This is a genomic window from Serratia grimesii NBRC 13537, from assembly GCF_001590905.1.
In the GTDB taxonomy this organism is placed as follows: domain Bacteria; phylum Pseudomonadota; class Gammaproteobacteria; order Enterobacterales; family Enterobacteriaceae; genus Serratia; species Serratia grimesii.
The window spans coordinates 187,979-207,765 of sequence record NZ_BCTT01000006.1 but is presented as its reverse complement, the minus strand read 5'-3'; the positions used below and the strand labels follow the sequence as shown (position 1 = coordinate 207,765).

The following is a 19,787-nucleotide window of genomic DNA, read 5'->3' as shown; positions in this document are numbered from 1 at the left end:
ATTCGCCTATTAAACGATGAAACACCGCCACTGGCTATAACAAGCACTGAGTAAACTGAACACACGCTTTTTAACCGAGGAAATACCCGATGAGCGAACGCAGCGAACTTCTGACCGACACCAGTACACCGCGCCTGTGGCGGCTGCTGATTGGCATCAGTATCGCCAGCTTTTTGGGCTGCATCGATTTCACTATCGTCAATACCACCATTCCCGCCATTCAGCGCGAATTGGCAGCCCCTTTGAGTCAGGTGCAATGGGTAATGACGCTGTTCGTAATGGCATTGTGCGCCTTTATGGTCAGCGCCGGGCGACTGGCAGATCTGTACGGTCGTCGACGGGTACTGTATTGCGGGATGTTGGTTTTCGCCGGGGCATCACTGGGGGCCGGGCTGGCGGGCAGTGTTGAACATCTTAATGTTTGGCGCTTTGTACAGGGCGCGGCTTGCGCAGTGTTGTATACCGCCACCACCGCCATTGTCGCAGATGCCTGGCCACCACAGCAGCGCGGTCGCGCAATTGGCATTTTATTGGCGGTTAACGGTCTGGGGCTGGCAATCGGTCCGGTCGCCGGTGGCCTGTTGGTCGGCACACTTGGCTGGCGCTGGGTCTTTTTGTTGAACGTACCGCTGATCGCGCTGAGTTTCGCCTTCTGCCTGAGCACGGTGCAGGAATCTCGCGTACAGCAAAGCGCAAGGTTGGATATTACTGGCCTATTATTGCTGGTGATTGGTCTCGCTGGGCTGCTGCTGTCCATCAGCCAAGGTGGTCAGTGGGGGTGGCTGAGCATGAAAACGTTGCTCACGACGTCATTAGCGGCGGCTGCGTTGCTCCTGCTGTTACCGGTCGAACGTAAGGCGCATTCTCCATTGGTACCCTTAACGCTATTGCAGCATCCGGCGTTATTGCGTGTCTGTCTGTTAAGCGCATTGTTAGCCTTCTTCTACTGCGCCGCCTTCTTCCTGATGCCCATTTATCTGGAAAACACCCGCCATTATGAGGGCGTGATGCTAGGGTTGCTACTGCTGCCGACAACTGCCGTCATGGCATTGATTTCGCCTTGGGTCGGCAGGTGGGTGGATAAGTCCGGCCCACAGCCGGCGTTGGTCCTCGGTTTTGCCGCTTTGGCCGCTTCTGCCGCACTGCAAAGTCAGTTTAACGCCGACAGTCCGCTCCCCTTATTGCTCGGAGCCTTTGCCCTCATGGGACTGGGATGGGGATGCATCCTCGGTCCATTAGTGCTGGCAACGCTGAGCACCGTCAGCGAAGCGCAAAGCGGCGGTGCATTGGGGGTCACCTGGACGCTGCACAATCTTGGTGGCGCGGTCGGACTGGCCCTGGCGGCACTGATTTATCCAATCTATGGCTACCAAGCCGTGATGCTGTTGCTGCTGGCGCTATCACTGTTCGGGTGCCTGCTTGCTGTCTCGCATCGCCGTTAGCCGCAGGCGACGCTCACCCAACACGTTCATGCCTGCGGCAGCCAGCAAGATGATCGCGGCGCCGGCAAATTGAAGCGCGACCAACCGATGACCAAACGCCAACCGATCAACCAACATAGCGGCGACCGGATAAATAAACGACAGCGAACCAATCAGGTTGGTTGGCAACTTTTGGATCGCACCATACAGCAACACATACATGAGTCCGGTGTGTAATACGCCAAGCGTCACCAGCATTCCCCATTGCCCAGCACTGGCTGACGCGTGGAAATCAACCCACGGCAACAACATCACCACGCCGACCGTGACCTGGATCAGCGCAATCAGGTGCGGTGGCGTCCCTTTCAGCCGTTTGGCGGCCAGCGCCATCAGCGCATAAAAAAATGCCGCCCCCAACGACAGCAGAATTCCCATCAGGTAGTTGCTCTGACCACCCAGCTGCTTAGGCTGTGCCAGTACCACCAGCATCATGCCGACAAACGCCAAGACCAGCCATAACAGCTTACGGGCTGTCAGTTTCTCTCCCAGAAACAGCGCGCCCAGTGCCACCAACATAAAAGGTTGGGTGTTATACACCGCGGTAGCAATGGAGATCGACGCATAAGAATAAGCTGCAAACAGCAGCAACCAGTTGACCACCAATGCAACGCCGCCGGCAATCGCCAACAGCAAGGTGGTCCGCGTTAAAACATCACGTCGCAGCTGACCGAGTGCGGCACAGATTGCCAGCAGCACCAGTGCGCCCACGGCACAGCGCCAAAACACCACATTAATCACCGGTTGACCGGACATCAGCACAAACCAGCCAATGGTGCCGGAAATCAGCATTGCGGCAATCATTTCCAGCGAGCCACGTTTTATCTCTGCATTCATCGTCGTTTCCTCAAATAAGCCCATATGCTTAGCATGCGACTTTGCCGTGCAGGATTCCATGGCATAAAAAAGGACAATATGCTTAACTGCCTTTTTATCGAAGGCATAAAACAAAAATTACCTAATAGAGGGTATATGGATGATATAGATCGCCAGATCCTGACGCTGGTTGCTGAGGATGCAAGAGTATCGCTCAAAACCCTCAGCGCCAGCGTGGGACTGTCGTCGCCCAGCACTTCCGAGCGCCTGCGGCGGCTAGAAGAAAATGGTGTTATTCAGGGCTATACGCTGAACGTCAATTTGCAGGCGTTAGGTTATGCTTTTCAGTCACTGGTGCGCATCAAGCCGCTGCCGGGCATGCTGAAGAAGGTCGAACAGATGATTCAGGATATTCCAGAGGTGATTGAGTGTGACAAGGTGACTGGTGAAGACTGCTTTATCGTGCGGTTGGTGGCACATTCTATGGAGCAGCTCGACCAGATCCTCGATCAACTGGCCGAGCGGGCGCAGAGCAACACCTCCATCGTCAAAACCACGCCAGTGAAGCGCCGCCTGCCACCGTTGCTTTGATTAACGCGTACGTCGACGGGGAAACGGACTCTTACGCTTTTTGTCTTTTTTCTCCGCCGCTGCGGCGGATTTGAGCGCAGCCTTGTGCGCCTTGTCGGCTTCCGGAACTTCCCGCTGTTCAATGGGGAACACGGGCAATGCAGCCAACAGACGCGAACCGTAGCTTTTGGTCAACAAGCGGCGATCGTAAATCACGATCTCGCCATGGCACTCATTGCTGCGGATCAGTCGCCCCACCTGTTGGATCAGGTTAAAGGAGGCGCTCGGCAGGCTCTGCACTTCAAACGGATAACGCTTCAGCGATTTTAGCCACTCACCTTCAGTCAAGATCACCGGACTGTCGATCGGTGGGAAGGCAATCTTGTGAATATGCACCTGGGTCAGCAGTTCACCTTTCAAATCCAACCCTTCGGCAAACGACTGCAGGCCAACCAGCACACTGGCGGTGCCCTTCTCGACACGTTTACGGTGCTCTTCCACCAACCGGTATCGCGGCTGATCGCCCTGAACCAGCAACATCAGGCGCAGATCCGTAACATAGCTGAGAAAGGTTTGCATCGCCCGGTGGCTACTGAACAAAATCAGCATGCCTTTGTGCTTGCCACCGGCCTGTTCAGCTCGGAAAAAGCGCGCCATTTCTTCCAGATGCTCGGCTTCATTGGCCATCGCCGGTTCAAATCGCATGTTCGGAATGACAATTTTGCCCTGCTCCACGTGATTAAACGGTGAGGACAGCGCTTCGAAACGATCGCCGGCTTTTTCGCTCAACCCGCTCATTTCTTGCAGACGCGCAAAACTGTTCAACGAACGCAGCGTCGCCGACGTGATCACCACGTGCGGCACCTTGCGCCACAGCAGTTTTTCCAGCTGATCGCTGACGCGAATGCCCACGCAGTGCAAGTACAGATGCGTCACGTTATCACGCAGATCACGCGTGACCCATTTTGAAATGGGGGCATTGGATGACTTGTCTAATGCCGCTAACCGCCAGAGTTTACTCATGGCCTCCAGATACCCCAGGGTGCGGCTCATCTGAATAATCGAACGGTGCAGTCGCACAATGTCGTGCTTGCCGGTCTGTTCGCTGAGATCGTTCAGTATAAACTCTGCCACCCCGCGTAAGGCATCCGTCAGTTTGAATAAGCGTGCGCTGGTTTCCACCATTTCCACTGGCAGTTCACCCATTTCAAAGCGGTGTTCGGCGATCACCGTATCCGTCGGCAGAAACGCGCTGACCTGATGTTCAAAGATCTGGATCAGTTCACGCATCTCTTCACAGTGGTTCTTCAAGCGTTCGTCGTTCGTCAGGCCCGGTGGATTTTTGGGGCGATATTGCGTCATGCACTGTTCAACATGGCGCACGATCATGTCCAGCTGCAGATTGGTCGACAACGCAGTAATTTCACCGTCAATCTCCAACGCATCACGCGCAACTTCCGGCAGATGATGGCCTTCATCTAGCACCAACAACAGTTCTTTCGGATTCGGCAGCACCGATTCGGTTTCCAATGCCGCCATCACCAGCGCATGGTTAGCCACGACCACATCGGCAGTTTCAATCTCTTTGCGGGCAATATAAAACGGGCATTCACGGATATAGTGGCAATTGCGCCCCAGGCAGTTGGCTTTATCGGTACTCAGCTTGATCCACAGTGGATCGTCAATCGACAACTGATAGTGATCGCGCAATCCGTCCCACTCATGGCGACTGAGTGCTTTGCTGAGTTTTTGGCATAACGCTTGCTCTTCACCGCTGGAAGGCGCCAGTTCGTCATCCAAAAACAGTGTCAGATCGCCCTGCTCGCTGACGTCCGTGCTCAGTGCCGCTAAATTACGTGGGCAAACATAGCGGCCACGGCCAAAAGCGCCGGTAAACTTCAGATCGGGAATGATCTTCTTCAGCAGCGGTAAATCCTTGCTGTAGATCTGATCCTGTAGCGCCACGTTGGCAGTACTGACCACCAAGGGTTTACTTTCGGCACGACCAACGGCGATCCCCGGGATCAGGTACGACAAGGTTTTTCCTACACCAGTGGGTGCTTCAATCGCCAAGTGGCGTGAATAATCACCCGCCAGCGTTTTAGCGACTTCGGCGATCATCTGCCGTTGCGGTGCACGGGAAATAAAATCCGGTATTTGTTGCTGCAGGGCTTTGTACCACTGGCCAATCTGATCTTTAACTGCGGGGGAGAGCGCCATTCAACTCTATATCGTTACGAAATGATGGCGCTATTGTCCCACAGACCGGCTGCCGCGTCAGCCTAGCCTTCAATCATTGAGGCGCGGCCCGCACTGAACGACCACTCATCCCGTTGCGTTGTGGTGATTACCACCATCACATCTTGCGGGCGTAACTGTATGTTTTCCCCCAGCAGCTCTGCCAACCGCTGGTAAAAGCGCTGTTTGGTGCCGGTATCTCGCGGACGTCCAATGGTGATGTAAAACAGCACATAATCTTCAGAACGTGGACCACCCAAATAGTCACGATCATAAATCAGCTCACCTGGGCGGTATTGATCGATGGCCTGAAACTTATCGGCCGCTGGCACATTGAAGGTTTCGACCAATGCCTGATGAAGACTGTCGGACAGAGTTTTCAGGTATTGCTCTGATTTACCCTGATGCAAAGCGATGCGACTAAATGGCATGAGACGGCTCCTGTTTCAGTTCACGCAGACGCGCCACGGCTGAGGCTGCCGCAGGCCAGCCGGCATAGAAAGCCAAATGGGTAATCAACTCGGCAAGCTGTTCAATACTCACGCCATGACGTTCGGCCAAGTGCAGATGAAACGGCAATTGCTCTACACGGTTAAGCGCCACCAGTGCCGCTACCGTAATTAGGCTGCGCTCACGCGGGCTGAGTCCCGGTCGCTGCCAAACGTCGTCGAATAATACGCTGTCGCTGAGTTGCGCCAGCTTGGGGGCAATATCACCGAATGCTTGCTGGGCTGTCTGTTGGGAAGGTTGCATCACACACTCCTGCTGTAAAGGGATAGCATTACGCTACCTATTAACCACAGGGGTGAAAATCGGGATTTTTCACACCGACAATCCTGAAAAACCGGATGGTTAGCGCGGTAAAGCTTTCTACCTGTAAACCCAATGTATAAACCTTATGCATGATTTCTCCACAATTCAGAAACAGCATTGCGAGCGGTGGGATCCGCCGCCGACAGTTGTCCGATGAAGAAATTCACTCTTTCCGCAACTTTTTTAATCGTTCGACATGGAAATGAATATTTTGTCATAAATAGATCACATAACTACGGTAAAAAACCTGCGCTGCAAACAATCAAGCGGCACAGTGAAACAGCAGTACAACTGATGATAAGCGTCTTTCAATCGAATAAAGCAGGGTAAATCATGAAACGTAATCTTCTGGCCGTTATTATTCCGGCACTTTTAATTGCGCAGACAGCACAGGCAGCAGAAATCTACAATAAAGACGGCAACAAACTTGATTTTTACGGCCGCGTAAAAGCACTGCACTATTTCTCTGACGATGCCGGCAATGATGGCGACAAAACCTATGTGCGTATCGGTTTTAAAGGCGCTACTCAAATTAACGATATGCTGACTGGTTATGGCCAGTGGGAATATCAGATTTCAGCTAACCATTCTGAATCCGACAGTGCGAAAGATACCAAAACGCGTTTGGGCTTCGCCGGTTTGAAATACAAAAACCTCGGTTCATTCGACTACGGTCGCAACTACGGCATTATTTATGACGTCGGCGCCTGGACGGATATGCTGCCTGAGTTCGGTGATGATGCTTACGTCAAAACCGACAACTTTATGAATGGTCGTACCAACGGTGTTGCAACCTACCGTAATAACGACTTCTTCGGTCTGGTTGACGGCCTGAAGTTTGCCATTCAGTACCAAGGCAAGAACGAAAACGACGGTCGTGCTGGTAGCAAGGCGAACGGCGACGGTTGGGGCTTGTCTTCCAGCTATGAAATTATCGACGGTCTGAGCGTGGGTGCAGCCTATGCCTCTTCTAACCGTACAGCAGGCCAAAAAGCGGGCACTTACGGCAAAGGCGATAAAGCCGATATCTGGGCTGGCGGTCTGAAATACGACAACAATGCCGTTTATCTGGCAGCAACCTATTCACAAAGCCGTAATATCGCACCTATTTCTGGCACTGCGACCATTAATAATACCTCAACCTCCGTTAGCGGCTTTGCCAATAAAGCGGAAGGTCTGGAACTGGTTGCACAATATCAGTTCGACTTCGGTCTGCGCCCATCACTGGGTTATGTGCAGCAGAAGGGTAAAGATATTGAAGGCATCGGCGACGCCGACCTGGTGAAATATATCGATATCGGTACTTACTACTATTTCAACAAGAACATGTCGACCTATGTTGATTATAAAATCAACCAACTCGACAGCAACAATAAGTTGGGTCTGAAAGATGACAACGTCATCGCCGTCGCCCTGACTTACCAGTTCTGATGTGATGAATAACCACCACTGCAAACCTTAGCTTCACTTGATACCCAGAGTTACTTCACCGGGCGGTTACGCCCGGTTTTTTTCATTTAGCGCTCCCTCTTCTCGCCCTATCTTTACGTCTTGCCTCTCATGACCGCATCAGAGAACTTGCCTTACAAAACAAACGGGTCTACATCTATATACCCTATGGGTTTCACGCTATAACCGGGTACCCCAAGGTATTGTAGGGGCTGCATGCGGCCGGGTGAATGCCTTCATCCTCTCAGGGGAGCAACTACCCCGCGGCTTGCAAGACGAGGGGTATACTTGCGCAAATCAATCTGGATGACTCATGCAAAACACTTCTCCATTCGAATACCACTCCGCGCTGCACTACAGCAGTAACGCGCTGGCGCAGATCCTCTGCCATTGTTTTGAAAACTACATTGTACGTTTTGCTATTGACGGCGATACCTTCGCTCGCCGCTTTGGCGCGGAAGATCTCAGCCTGAACGACAGCATTATCGTCACCCATCAACAACAACCGGTAGCACTGGCGTTGATTAGTCGACGTGGCTTACACAGCCGGGTGTCGGCACTGTCCATCCGACCGGAAATGCGCGGCAAAGGGTTGGGAAAAGCGCTGATGCAACGGATTGTGGCCGACGCGCATGAGCGTGGCGATCGTCAACTGTCGCTGGAGGTGATCGAAGGTAACGATCCAGCCATTGCACTGTACCACCAGGCCGGATTGCGCATCGTCCGTACGCTGACCGGCCACTCGGCCGGGGAACAAAGTACGGCCGACGTTGCGCCCCTGCAGGAGATCGATCCGTTATTCGTTTCTCACCGGTTGGTCGCCGAGGGTGCCACCAGCCTGCCTTGGCTAATCGCCCCAGAATCGCTGTTCAAACTGCCCGGTAAACCTCACGCCTTTAGCCTTGGACAACACCATGCCTATGGCGTAGTGCAGGTGGGTGCGGATAAGTGTTTTCTGCGCATGATTTACGTGCCACCAGAGCACCGCAACCAAGGTCATGCCCGCGCGATGTTGGCAGCGCTACAAGCACGGTTTTCACCCTTACCGTTAGTGGCTAATGTTTACGTTCCCGAGGTGGCCGCCCCCTTCTTTGATCGACTCGGCTGGCAGCAAGATCCGTTACGTCAGTTTGAGATGACCATGACCTTAGAGACACCACAATAACAAACAGAGAGCTATCCCTTTATGGCAGGAATAAATAGACAAAAGGTGACCCTTGGCGCAGCAATCGGTATTGCGCTACTGACCCTGGCCGGTTGTGCGCAGCCACCGAAAACAGATCTGCAAGCCCAACAGCGCTTGGCGGATCAATCAGTGCTGGCACTGAACTGGTTCCAGCAGTCCGGGGAATATCAGGCATTGACGCATCAGGCTTTCAACAGCGCCCGGCTGGCGTTTGATCACGCCAAGGTCGCGCCTGGCAAGAAGAAAGCGGTGGTTGTGGATCTGGACGAAACCATGCTGGATAACAGCCCGTATTCTGGCTGGCAAGCACAGCAAGGCCAACCTTTTGCAGGCGCTACCTGGGCGAAATGGTCACAGGCAGAACAAGCCGGCGCAGTGCCGGGTGCCGTGCAATTTGCTCGGTACGTTAACAGCCATCAGGGCACCATGTTCTACGTTTCAAACCGCAAACAGTCTGAATACGCCGCCACAGTCGCCAATATGCAGAAACTGGGCTTTACCGGCATGTCGGAAAAAACCGTGCTGCTTAGCGGTGACACCTCCAACAAACAGCCACGTTTCGACGCCATCAAAAACGCAGGTTACGACATCGTGGTGTACGCCGGTGACAACCTGAACGATTTCGGTGCGGCGACCTACCACAAAGATAACGTACAGCGTCGGGCGTTTGTCAGCGATAACCAGAGCAAGTTTGGCACTGAGTTTATCGTGCTGCCGAACCCGTTGTACGGCGACTGGGAGAGCGGTATGGCGAAGGACTATAACAAACTGACGCCAGAGCAAAAACTGCTGATACGCCAACAGGCTATCAAGGCCTGGAACGGGCAGTAACCCCGTACATCCTCAAGTCTTGTAGGGGGCGGATGCATCCACCCCCTACGGACGACGGGGAAAATTACAGCAACTTATACATATAACTGGTGGCATCCAGCGCACTACTCTGGCTGGCGCGGGCATATTGCGGAATGCTGCCTGCCAGTTGAAAACCCAATCGACGATACATGCCCTCCGCGGTGTCACCGGTCAAGGTATCCAGCACCAGCAAGTGCCGCTGAAGCTCAATCGCTTTTCGCTCCACCTGCAGCATCAGATTACGAGCGATACCTTGACGACGGGCATCCGGGTGCACCATCAGTTTTACCACTTCCGCACGGTGGCGGCCGTTGTCAGGCATATCCAGCAGCAACTGCACAGTACCGACAACGCGCCCGGCATCGCGGGCGACCAGCAACACCCTTTCTCCACGCTCAATCGCCGGTAACAGTCGATGCCAGAACGCTTGCGCCTGCTCAAGGCTGAACGGCATGATAAAACCAATGCTCGCGCCCTGAGAAACACTGGCTTGTAGCATCACCGCCAGTTCAGGAATCACGCTTTGTACTGCGTCGGCATTCAGTTGCTGTATTTCAATCATGGTTAAGGCCTGCTGATAACGAGGGTGTAATGGGCCGGCTCAGGGCCGGGGGCATGAAATTTTGAAGCGCCAAACAGCCGATAACGCAGGCAGTCGCCTGGTTTAAGCTGAAAAGTGCGCGCTTCCAGCGTCAGTTCAAGTTGGCCTTCCAGCAGCCACAAATGGTGCTCAAGTGCATGTACTGAGGGTCCGTCATAGGCAATCACTGCCCCGGCATCAAGCCGGCACTCGATAAATTCGGCCTTGTACAAAGCGGCGGGCGGGGATACTGAACGACGATGAAAACCGTTGGCCGAGTCAATCCACACCGTTTGCGCTTCGCGAGGCAGTAATTCCGGTGGTTCGTCCTCAACCTCACTGAGCAACCGCGACATAGTCAACCCATACGCCGAACACAGTTTATTCAGCAACGAGGCCGTCGGGCTGGTTTCAGCGCGCTCTACTCGCGACAGCGTAGCCCGGCTAATACCGGTTTGCTGTGCCAACTCCTCCAGTGACCAGCCCTGCTGTTGGCGTAAATCAGACAGCCGTTGTGCCAGCCGGAGATCGGCACTTTCCAATCCGTTATCCATTATTGCGTCTCTGATACAAAAAAAATCCCATATAAGAGAAATAATCTCAAATACGGGATTCGTCAATCAAATTTTCACGCGGTCGAACAAAACGCAAGAATCAGCAGACTATCAGCACTCCTTACGCACTATTACGTGGCATCGCCGGGCATTCCGTGGATGACGAGTCTGATTCCACATCATCCACTGCAACGGCTGGTGGTGCAATCGCCGCACAGCGCCAGGCGCTAAATACCGCCAGCAGCGGTGCCAAGGCGAACAGCAGGAACAGCCAACGCGCCGCAGAGGCTGCCCCTGGCGCCCCGCCCGGCACATTCAGCCCCGCCAGGTTAGCAATCATCCCGGCCAGTGCCGCACCAAACGCCGTTGCAAACAGTTGTACTGTGGTGATCGATGCACCGGCAATGTCCTTATCGGCCTCAGGCGATACCTGCAAAATTCGCGTCAGCAGGTGCGGCCACCCAAACCCGATACCGAACCCCACCAGCGTCAAGGCAATCACAATTGGCGTCAACGCCACCCAATGGCCGCCAGATGGCGTCGGCATCAGCACTGCCAACGCCAGCAAGCCAACCAACACAAACAGCGGCCCGCTGATGATTGCACGCCGGATACCCGCACTGCGCCAACCGGAACTGAGGATCTCCGAAAGTGTCCAGCCAGCCGCCATCGTCGCGGCAATATAGCCGGAAATCAGTGGTGACTGGCCATGCAGCGTTTGCAGAAAATAAGGCACAAAGATTTCACTGGTCATGCCCACCACCAGCAAAGAGACGGTGATATACAACGAAGCTAACGGTGAGCCACGACGTAAAGCGCCCTGTGGCAGTAGACGAGCCTGGGAGTGCGTCTCACGTTGTATCAACCAGGCCATCATCAACACAGACAACGCAATACCGCCCAGATTAACCCACGCGCTATCCGCCAGACTACCCGCGGAAACCACCAGCACCGCAGTAGCCAATAGCAATAACTGGGCTACCGGCAACGGTGCCGCCTGTTGTTGCGGCTTGCCTTTCGGTAGGATCAGGAAGGTAAACCCGGCATACAACACCATGATCGGCAGTAGAATGCCAAAAGCCCAACGCCAGGCGTTCAATTCAGCGAAAATGCCCCCCACGGCCGGACCGACCAAAGTCGCGATCCCCCACATCGCTGAAATCAATGCCATTGCGCGCGGCCACAGCTTTTGCTCAAACACCAGATTGATCATGGCGTACGAAAGCGCGAAAATCAGCCCGCCACCGAAGCCCTGTACGGTTCGACCTATGAGCATTATCGGCATCGACGGCGCCAGTGCGCATAACATCGCCCCGACGATAAAGAACAGCGATGCCACCACATAGGCACTGCGTGCACCATAGCCACTGAGTAAACGTGCCGATAATGCCGACCCCAGAATCGATGCCACAACAAACAATGTGGTGTTCCAGGCATAAAGATTCAGACCACCAATATCCTGCACCACCGAGGGCAAAATGGTGGTGGCGACCAGAATATTGATTGCATGCAAGGCTACGCCGAGTGAGAGCGCGATCGCACTGGCACCATTTTTGCCGGAAAAGAGATCGGCCCAACGGCTATCATCATGGGTTATCACGGTTGTCGTCCTGTTTTCAGAGGAATGGCATTGAGTTAATAGTGATATTGCGTTAAATTTAACAAGAGTTAACTTGGAATAATGGTAGGGCGAGGCGGAGAAATATGTCAAGAATAAACTTGGAAAATGGCGGTAGTCCCGCACAATCGGTCAGTGACCGTTTGCTGACACTTCTAAAAACCCGCGGCCCACAGCAAGCGTCTGATGCAGGAAAAGTCCTTGGTACCACTGGCGAGGCAGCACGCCAGCAGTTCGTTAAACTGGCAAAAGATGGGTTGGTGGAAGCCGTGGCGGAGACGCGTGGCGTTGGCCGTCCAGTGCAACTTTGGCACCTTACTGCCGCAGGCAATGCGCGCTTTCCGGATACCCATTCCGAACTGACGGTACAACTGCTGCGTACCGTCCGAGATAAGCTGGGCGAACAAGCGATCGAGTTATTGATCGACACGCGGGAACAAGAAACACGCATTAACTACAAACAGGCGATGATCGGCGCGGCCGATTTACAGGAACGCATTGAACGGCTGACTGCAATCCGATCTCGTGAGGGCTATATGGCCGAATGGCGCACACAGGAGGACGGTTCCTTTCTGCTGGTGGAAAACCATTGCCCCATTTGCGCTGCCGCCACAGTTTGCCAAGGGTTCTGTCGCGCAGAATTGAGCATTTTCACCGAGGTACTTCAGGCACAGGTTGAACGCTCCGAACACATTCTGGCTGGCGCACGACGCTGTGCCTATCGTATTTCGTTGCTATAACTGACCCGCAAAATCAAGCAGCCTGCTGGCTGGTGTCATCAGGCGAATTATCCTGGATCCACCAGCCTACCATTCCGTTAAAAAGTCATGAAAAGCGTTGCTTATCCTCTGTCCGATCGGGTTTACTGAGCGCTCTAATAATAACTTTCCCTGCAGAATAAAAATCCATGCTGAGCCAAAATAGCCGTAACGTCCTGCCGTTAATCGGGGCGCTGTTCACGTTATATATTGTCTGGGGTTCGACCTACTTCGTGATTCGCCTTGGGGTAGAAAGCTGGCCGCCGTTGATGATGGCTGGCATTCGCTTTCTGGTCGCCGGCATTGTGCTATTTAGCTTTTTGGCGCTGCGTGGCCACGCGCTGCCCACCCCAAAGCAATGGTTGGCGGCGGGAACCATCGGTATTTTGCTTCTGGCGGTAGGCAACGGTCTGGTGACTGTTGCGGAGCATCAACACGTACCTTCCGGCATTGCCGCCGTGATGGTGGCAACCGTGCCCCTGTTCACGCTGTGCTTCAGCCTGTTTTGGGGCATGCGTAATACCAAACTGGAGTGGGCAGGTATCGGGTTAGGGCTTATTGGGATCGTACTGTTGAATACCGGTAATAACCTGGTTGGTAACCCAACGGGTGCACTGTTGATCCTGTTGGCTTCCGCCAGTTGGGCCTTTGGATCGGTGCTAGGATCGCGTATTTCGTTGCCGGCAGGGCCGATGGCAGGAGCTGCTGAAATGCTGGTCGCTGGCGTGGTGCTGTTAATCGTTAGCCAACTGAGCGGCGAACACCTCACACAGATGCCGAGTGCCAAAGGCTTCTTCGCGCTAGGCTATCTGATTGTCTTTGGTTCAATGCTGGCGATCAGCGCTTATATGTTTTTGCTGAAAAACGTGCGTCCGGCAGTCGCGACCAGTTATGCCTATGTCAATCCGGTAGTGGCAGTGCTACTCGGGATCGGTTTTGCCGGCGAATCCCTGGCACCACGTGAATGGATGGCGCTGGTCATTATCGTCGCAGCGGTGGTGTTGGTAACGCTGGGTAAATTCTTGTTTGTACGACCGACCAGCCGTATAAAAAACGTGGAATAAAATGTAGGGCGCTGCATGCCGCGCCCGCATTCATCGGGGCGAATATGTTCGCCCCCAACAATCACGGAAGCAGCGTGAAAGACGACGGGTATAAAAACGATTCTTGTTTCACTTGGCAAAGAGACTATAATTCCCGCTGTTCCGAGCAACCTGCGAAATCATCCCAATGCTGAAAAAATCGTTCATTATCGTTATCTTTCTGTGTGCCTTTGGCTCACTCGGCGGCGTATTCCTGGCTGGGCTGAATATGTACACCCGCTCCACCACGCCACAGGAAGAAGCCCCAGCGTCCAGTGAAGCCACTGTTACCGCTACGCCGGCAGACAGTATTCACACCAAGTAATCTGCCATCCAGCCCTGACAGCGCTGTTGTAAAAAACGCTGTAACAGCCTGACGCGCTCCGACACCTGTGAACGGTGCGGACAAACCAGGCTGATGGGCACTGCGTCACTTTGCCATTCCGGCAACACGGGGACTAACCGTCCGGCATGTATGTCTGCGACCACATCAATCGCCGACTTGCGGACAATACCGTGCCCTGCCAGCGCCCAACGCCGCGCAATCTCACCGTCATCCGTAAAATAACGTCCACTCAGAGCCACCTCAACCGACTCATCGCCTCGCCACAAACGCCATTGTGCCTGTCTGCGCCCACTGGGTTGATAAATCAGGATGCTGTGTTGAGTGAGTTCAGCGGGTGTCTGTGGCACACCATGCTGTTGCAGATAACTGGGGCTGGCACAAATCAGACGCCGGTGCTGCGGCAGAATCGGTAACGCCACCAGCGAAGAGTCCGCCAATTGACCAAAGCGCAGCGCAATATCCACCGGTTCGCGAAATAAATCAGCATGGCGATCGTTAATCAGTAATTGCAGTTGGATATGCGGATGTTGCTGCTTGAACTCATCAAGCCAGCCCAGCAGCAAGTTACGACCAAAATCCGAGGGAGCGGAAATTTGCAACACGCCAGAGAGCCCCTGATGTTTCTCGCGTATTGCCTGTTCTCCTTCTGCCAGCGCCCCCAGCGCCAGCCGGGCGCTGTCGAGGTACCGCTGCCCTTCTTCCGTCAGGCGCAGACTACGTGTAGATCGCACCAGCAGCCGGACGCTCAATCGCTGCTCCAACCTTTTTATCGCAATGCTGGCCGCCGCCGGCGTGATATCCAACGCACGTGCTGCTGCTGAAAAACTCCCACCCTCCACGGTACGGACAAACACCTCAAGATCGATAAAGGAAGTCATGGATTATTCCTGTGCCGTACTGATTATTAAAATTATTTAACAAGTATTTGCCATTTAGGCCAATTGCGCGCGAATTTTCAATATTGAATGATAGATAACACAGAAATTAACTGAAATTGAGGCACTTTATGACTTCCCCTTCTTCTTCTCTGAACCGACAAAAACTGGTGATACTGGGCGGCAATAGTGGCATAGGTGCGGCAGTGGCCTATGCCGCGCTCGCTCGCGGTGCCAGTGTCGTATTGGCCTCACGCCGTACCGGTAGCATGCAGCAATACCCATCGACAGACAAAAACGGCAACCTGCACATCATGCAGGCAGATGTAACCGATGAAAATTCGCTGCGTGCACTGTTCGCGGAAGTCGGTGAGTTTGATCATCTGGTCTTCACCGCCGGACCGATTGTGCAGGCCAAGCTATTGGCAGATATCGACTTTCGCGAGGCGCAAGCCAACTTCGATGTCAAAATGTGGGGTGCGCTTCGTACCGTTCAAGCCGCATTACCCACTCTGTCACCGCGAGGCTCTATCACCCTGACTTCCGGTCAACTCTCGCGTAAATACCTCAGCGGGCAGCTCATAAAAACCGGCATAAATGCAGCATTGGAAGCTATCGGTAAGCAATTGGCGAAAGAGTTGGCGCCACGGCGGGTGAACGTGGTCAGCCCAGGCATTACCGCCACAGAAGCCTACGATGCACTGAGTGCCGAGCAACGTCAGGCGATGTTTACCAAGGCAGGCTCAGGGTTACCCGTCGGGCGTGTCGGCCAGGCGGCAGACGTCGCAGCAGGCTATCTGTTGGCGATGGAGAACGGCTTTATCACCGGCAGCGTGATCGATATTGATGGCGGTGGGCTGCTGTAGGCTTACAGCACCGTCACTCCAAGCGCCGCGGCCTGTTGTTCCAGTTCCGTGATTTTTTGGTATGCCGAACGCGGTACCAAACTAAAATCACCGATCAACAGGTCGTCGCTTATCGCTTCGCCCACCATCGCCCTCGCCCCGGCGCGCAATATTTCCAACTGTGCCGCTGGCGTTTGCGCCGAGGTAATAAGCGGCAGCCCTGGCACGATGGCTGTTCGTCCAATAATTTTCAGCCCTGCCAACGCCTGTGGCTGCGCTCGTTTCAACAGTTCCAGGCTGACACAATCAACAGCGGCAATATCCGCCTGCCGCTCTTTGATCAATTTTATCGACTGGTAATGTGCACCGGACGCCACGGCGGCACGAAAGAATTTGCCTTCCTGCGCCAGTGGCGCAATCAGTGCCCGCAGACTGTTATGACCTGATTGAGAGTCGGTGCTGTTATAGGCTGCGATCCGACCACGAAAGTCTGCCAGACGCTCGCCGGGTTCATCATCCCGCACCACTAACCAACTGCTATAATTCGGTCCTTCACAGCCCTCAACACGGTAGTGGTAAGTCCCAATCAACTGAACCCGTTGAAGGCTGCTGACCAAGGGATAACCGCAAGTTTGGCTGAGCAATAAGTCATCCCGCTGCCAGTGCTGCGCCAAGTCTTGTGGCCAACTGAGCCGTTCGGGCGCTTGCGGCAACCCCAGTTGCAGCAATTTTCCGCGCAGCACGTGCCAGAAGGACTCAGACATTTGATGAGTGACACCGTACATCGGCAAGGATACCTGCATCATGTTTTCCCTTATTCCGCAGAAGTGGCAATGAGCGTCTGCTGACGCCAGGCGGTGAGATGGCGTACCCAGCGCTCAAACAGCATGTCGGTGATGATTGCCAATAGGGCTACGACCACGGCACCCTGGATCACATAGGCGGTATTAAAGCCGCTAAGGCCAATGATAATCGGTGAACCGAGCGTTTTAGTGCCGACGGTAGAGGCGATCGCCGCCGTACCAATATTAATGATTACCGAGGTGCGGATACCGGCAACAATCACCGGTGCTGCCAACGGCAGTTCGACGCGCCACAGGATTTGTCGGGGACTCATCCCCACCCCTTGCGCAATCTCGCGGGTGACACTGGGCACCGACTCAATGCCCGCCAACGTGCCCTGTAATATTGGCAACAAACCGTACAGTACCAGCGCAATAATTGCCGGCTGTTCGCTAAACCCCATCACCGGTACCGCAACCGCCAACACCGCAACTGGCGGAAAAGTCTGCCCCACCGCCACCACAGTTTCCACCAGAGAACGGAACTCTTTACCGGCACGCCGCGTCACCCCAATCCCAGCCGCCACGCCAATTACGACCGCAATCAGGCTGGAAACAGCCACCAACAACAGATGCGCCCATACCAGTGAGATAAAACTGTCCTGCTGATACACCGGCCGATCCAGATCAGGAAACCAGGCGGCAAACAGACCATGCAAGTGATTCATGCCAAACACCAATGCCAGCAACAGGGCAAAGGTCCAGGGCAATGGATCGCGTAGCCAGCGCAGGGTCTGAGACGCACTCATGACAGCGCCTTTTGAGTAATCAGATCGCTGAAATGCAGCACGCCAAGCGCCTCACCTTGGTCGCCAATCACGGGTAAACATTCAGTGCTGCGAGCCACAAACACCGACAGCGCTTCACGCAGACTCATGGCGGCAGTGATAGGCTCCCCTTCGGCATGACCAGGGCGTACTCTTTCAGCCACGGTACCTAGCGACAGTAATTTGATACCACGATCGCTGCGGCCAAAGAAATCACGTACAAAATCGTTGACTGGTGCTGTCAATAGCGCGAGCGGTGTGCCCTGCTGTACGATGCGGCCCTGATCGAGCAACACGATACGGTCGGCCAGTGCCAGTGCTTCGTCAATGTCGTGCGTCACCAGCACAATGGTGCGGCCGGAGAGATGATGAATACGGGCAATCTCCGCTTGTAGCGCCGCACGCGTCACTGGATCGAGTGCACCAAAAGGTTCGTCCATCAGCAACACTTCGGGATCAGCAGCCAATGCACGCGCCACCCCAACCCGCTGCTGCTGCCCACCGGAAAGCTGGTGCGGATAACGATGACGGAACAAATCCGGTTCCAGATGCAACAGCTCCAGCAATTCCGTCACCCGGTCGCGAATACGTGCCCGTGGCCATTTCAGCAGCTGTGGCACAGTGGCGATATTCTCCTCCACCGTCCAATGCGGAAACAGGCCGATCGACTGGATCGCATATCCCATCCGGCGGCGCAGATCCTGGGGTTTGAATTTCTGGATCTCTTCACCGGCAAAGTAAATTTTTCCCTGATCGTGTTCGATCAGTCGGTTGATCATTTTTAACGTTGTGGACTTGCCTGAGCCAGAGGTGCCGATCAATACGGTAAATTCACCCTTGGCAATCTGTAATGTCAGATCGTCCACCGCTGGCTTGCCCTGAAAAATCTTGCTGACCTGATTAAACTGAATCATCGGCGTGACACTTCCAAAATTGAAACCATAAACTTAAACAGTGAGTCGACGATAACCGCCATCACGATCACCGGAATGACCCCCAACAACACCAAATCCAGTGCGCTGCTGAGCAGGCCCTGGAAGACAATGGCGCCAAACCCTCCTGCGCCAATCAGTGCCGCTACGACTGCCATGCCGACGGTCTGTACTGCAAGAATGCGCACACCGGTCAGGAACAACGGCAACGCCAGCGGTAACTGTACGCGGAAGAAAACCTGACCACGCGTCATTCCCATGCCACTGGCGGATTCAATGACGCTGGCCGGTACACTTTGCAACCCCGCCACGACACTGCGTACCAACGGCAACAGGGCATACAGCACCAACGCAACAATGGCCGGTGCCATACCAATGCCACTGACACCATGTTCTGCCAACCAGGGCAACGCCTTCGCTAAACCGGCCAAAGGCGCGATCAACAAGCCAAACAAGGCAATCGAGGGTACGGTCTGAATAATATTCAGCGTGGAGAATATCGGTGTCTGCCAACGTGCGGAACGAAAACACAGCACCCCGAGCGGTAGGCCAATCAACAGCGTCGGCACCAGAGTCGCCAACAGGATCGTCAGGTGCTGCAACAGCGCTGCGTCAAACACGTCCTGCCGGTTGTAGTACTCTTTCAACAGTGAAAGCTGATCCAACTGGTGGTTAAACAACAGCAACAGCGTCGGTAACATCACCATCAGATTGCCGAACATGCGCCACACGTGCGAAGCGGTAATGCGGGTCACTGCGTCGGCGGCTATCAGCAGACTCAGCGCCAGTATCAGCCAGCAACCGCTCCCCCAAGAGGTACGGGCTAGCCGGGACCCTTCCAACGCCAGTTGCTGCGCTGCATGGCCGCTTAGCCAAAAGGTGAGCGCCAGCAGCGCCGATGCCGACAATGCAGTCAGAAGCGCATTACGCCTCCGAGGGGCTAACAGACTGAGTATGGCCAACACCAGCATCGGCGCCAACAACCACAACGCGGGGCCATGTAGCAGGGAAATCAGGGAAATGCTCTTGCCTGATAACAGGCGATTAGGGGCATAACTGAGAAACGGCAGGCCAAATGCAGCCAGCAGCAACAGAATAAGCAATGTCAGTAATACGCGGTTTTTTACGGCAATAATCAAAGAAACTCTCCGGCTCCATGTTGGCCCCCAGCAGGGGGCCAGTGGTG

Annotated in this window: 21 protein-coding genes; 9 read left to right on the top strand and 12 right to left on the bottom strand. The window is 54.3% G+C overall.

The window, feature by feature from the left end; genetic code table 11:
• Positions 1-89: 89 nt before the first annotated feature.
• Complete coding sequence (locus tag SGR01S_RS07650; RefSeq protein WP_061807019.1) at positions 90-1,442, top strand: DHA2 family efflux MFS transporter permease subunit; 1,353 nt, start codon at positions 90-92, stop codon at positions 1,440-1,442.
• On the opposite strand, the gene SGR01S_RS07645 is transcribed toward SGR01S_RS07650, so the two are convergent.
• Positions 1,401-2,315, bottom strand: coding sequence for a DMT family transporter (locus tag SGR01S_RS07645; protein ID WP_037422598.1), 915 nt, complete (start codon positions 2,313-2,315; stop codon positions 1,401-1,403). The genes SGR01S_RS07650 and SGR01S_RS07645 overlap by 42 nt on opposite strands.
• 135 nt (positions 2,316-2,450) lie before the next feature.
• Here SGR01S_RS07645 and SGR01S_RS07640 point away from each other — a divergent pair, with 135 nt between their 5' ends.
• Positions 2,451-2,885 (top strand): Lrp/AsnC family transcriptional regulator, encoded by a 435-nt coding sequence (locus SGR01S_RS07640; protein ID WP_061807018.1) that lies wholly within the window; start codon positions 2,451-2,453, stop codon positions 2,883-2,885.
• Here the strand turns inward: SGR01S_RS07640 and dinG are convergent, their stop codons facing one another.
• The 3 genes from dinG to SGR01S_RS07625 form a co-directional block, all read right to left on the bottom strand.
• The gene (gene dinG, locus SGR01S_RS07635) at positions 2,886-5,084 is read right to left on the bottom strand and encodes an ATP-dependent DNA helicase DinG (RefSeq protein WP_037422604.1); all 2,199 of its coding nucleotides are present in this window, start codon (positions 5,082-5,084) and stop codon (positions 2,886-2,888) included. It lies immediately after the preceding gene.
• 62 nt (positions 5,085-5,146) lie between these two features.
• Positions 5,147-5,533 (bottom strand): tautomerase family protein, encoded by a 387-nt coding sequence (locus tag SGR01S_RS07630; RefSeq protein WP_037422605.1) that lies wholly within the window; start codon positions 5,531-5,533, stop codon positions 5,147-5,149.
• Entirely contained in the window at positions 5,523-5,855 is a 333-nt protein-coding gene (locus tag SGR01S_RS07625) for a carboxymuconolactone decarboxylase family protein (RefSeq protein ID WP_037422607.1), read from the bottom strand. Before SGR01S_RS07625 ends, SGR01S_RS07630 begins: the two co-directional genes overlap by 11 nt.
• Before the next feature lie 393 nt (positions 5,856-6,248).
• On the opposite strand from SGR01S_RS07625, the gene ompC reads away from it, so the two are divergent.
• The 3 genes from ompC (at position 6,249) to SGR01S_RS07610 (ending at position 9,381) form a co-directional block, all read left to right on the top strand.
• On the top strand, positions 6,249-7,346 hold the full coding sequence (gene ompC / locus SGR01S_RS07620; protein WP_037422609.1) for a porin OmpC: 1,098 nt from the start codon (positions 6,249-6,251) through the stop codon (positions 7,344-7,346).
• Positions 7,347-7,677: 331 nt separating this feature from the next.
• Entirely contained in the window at positions 7,678-8,529 is an 852-nt protein-coding gene (locus SGR01S_RS07615; RefSeq protein WP_061807017.1) for a GNAT family N-acetyltransferase, read from the top strand.
• Between the two features lie 21 nt (positions 8,530-8,550).
• Positions 8,551-9,381: a 5'-nucleotidase, lipoprotein e(P4) family gene (locus SGR01S_RS07610; protein ID WP_037422612.1), complete on the top strand. Its 831-nt coding sequence runs from the start codon at positions 8,551-8,553 to the stop codon at positions 9,379-9,381.
• A 64-nt stretch (positions 9,382-9,445) separates the two neighbouring features.
• Here the strand turns inward: SGR01S_RS07610 and SGR01S_RS07605 are convergent, their stop codons facing one another.
• The 3 genes from SGR01S_RS07605 to SGR01S_RS07595 all read right to left on the bottom strand — a co-directional run bounded on the left by SGR01S_RS07605 (position 9,446) and on the right by SGR01S_RS07595 (position 12,136).
• Positions 9,446-9,964 (bottom strand): GNAT family N-acetyltransferase, encoded by a 519-nt coding sequence (locus SGR01S_RS07605; RefSeq protein ID WP_037422614.1) that lies wholly within the window; start codon positions 9,962-9,964, stop codon positions 9,446-9,448.
• 2 nt (positions 9,965-9,966) lie between these two features.
• Positions 9,967-10,536 (bottom strand): helix-turn-helix domain-containing protein, encoded by a 570-nt coding sequence (locus tag SGR01S_RS07600; RefSeq protein WP_061807016.1) that lies wholly within the window; start codon positions 10,534-10,536, stop codon positions 9,967-9,969.
• A 121-nt stretch (positions 10,537-10,657) separates the two neighbouring features.
• Complete coding sequence (locus SGR01S_RS07595; RefSeq protein WP_061807015.1) at positions 10,658-12,136, bottom strand: MFS transporter; 1,479 nt, start codon at positions 12,134-12,136, stop codon at positions 10,658-10,660.
• 104 nt (positions 12,137-12,240) lie between these two features.
• Between SGR01S_RS07595 and SGR01S_RS07590 the strand changes: the two genes are divergently transcribed.
• The 3 genes from SGR01S_RS07590 to SGR01S_RS24330 all read left to right on the top strand — a co-directional run bounded on the left by SGR01S_RS07590 (position 12,241) and on the right by SGR01S_RS24330 (position 14,319).
• Positions 12,241-12,894 carry a helix-turn-helix transcriptional regulator gene (locus tag SGR01S_RS07590; RefSeq protein WP_037422621.1) on the top strand — a complete coding sequence of 218 codons (654 nt, stop codon included), beginning with the start codon at positions 12,241-12,243 and terminating at the stop codon, positions 12,892-12,894.
• Between the two features lie 167 nt (positions 12,895-13,061).
• A complete protein-coding gene (gene yedA / locus SGR01S_RS07585) occupies positions 13,062-13,976 on the top strand; it encodes a drug/metabolite exporter YedA (protein ID WP_061807014.1) in 915 nt (304 codons plus the stop codon).
• Between the two features lie 166 nt (positions 13,977-14,142).
• Positions 14,143-14,319 (top strand): YohO family small membrane protein, encoded by a 177-nt coding sequence (locus tag SGR01S_RS24330; RefSeq protein WP_165392849.1) that lies wholly within the window; start codon positions 14,143-14,145, stop codon positions 14,317-14,319.
• On the opposite strand, the gene SGR01S_RS07580 is transcribed toward SGR01S_RS24330, so the two are convergent.
• Entirely contained in the window at positions 14,307-15,218 is a 912-nt protein-coding gene (locus SGR01S_RS07580) for a LysR family transcriptional regulator (RefSeq protein WP_061807013.1), read from the bottom strand. The genes SGR01S_RS24330 and SGR01S_RS07580 overlap by 13 nt on opposite strands.
• Before the next feature lie 128 nt (positions 15,219-15,346).
• Here SGR01S_RS07580 and SGR01S_RS07575 point away from each other — a divergent pair, with 128 nt between their 5' ends.
• Positions 15,347-16,081 carry an SDR family oxidoreductase gene (locus SGR01S_RS07575; RefSeq protein WP_037422627.1) on the top strand — a complete coding sequence of 245 codons (735 nt, stop codon included), beginning with the start codon at positions 15,347-15,349 and terminating at the stop codon, positions 16,079-16,081.
• Between the two features lie 2 nt (positions 16,082-16,083).
• On the opposite strand, the gene SGR01S_RS07570 is transcribed toward SGR01S_RS07575, so the two are convergent.
• Genes SGR01S_RS07570 through SGR01S_RS07555 form a run of 4 tightly spaced genes read right to left on the bottom strand, consistent with a single transcriptional unit; the run spans position 16,084 to position 19,740 of the window.
• On the bottom strand, positions 16,084-16,863 hold the full coding sequence (locus tag SGR01S_RS07570) for a phosphate/phosphite/phosphonate ABC transporter substrate-binding protein (protein WP_082797609.1): 780 nt from the start codon (positions 16,861-16,863) through the stop codon (positions 16,084-16,086).
• Positions 16,864-16,874: 11 nt separating this feature from the next.
• Positions 16,875-17,651 (bottom strand): ABC transporter permease, encoded by a 777-nt coding sequence (locus SGR01S_RS07565; RefSeq protein WP_061807011.1) that lies wholly within the window; start codon positions 17,649-17,651, stop codon positions 16,875-16,877.
• The gene (locus SGR01S_RS07560) at positions 17,648-18,583 is read right to left on the bottom strand and encodes an ABC transporter ATP-binding protein (protein ID WP_037422629.1); all 936 of its coding nucleotides are present in this window, start codon (positions 18,581-18,583) and stop codon (positions 17,648-17,650) included. Before SGR01S_RS07560 ends, SGR01S_RS07565 begins: the two co-directional genes overlap by 4 nt.
• A complete protein-coding gene (locus SGR01S_RS07555; RefSeq protein WP_037422632.1) occupies positions 18,580-19,740 on the bottom strand; it encodes an ABC transporter permease in 1,161 nt (386 codons plus the stop codon). Before SGR01S_RS07555 ends, SGR01S_RS07560 begins: the two co-directional genes overlap by 4 nt.
• Positions 19,741-19,787: the final 47 nt, after the last annotated feature.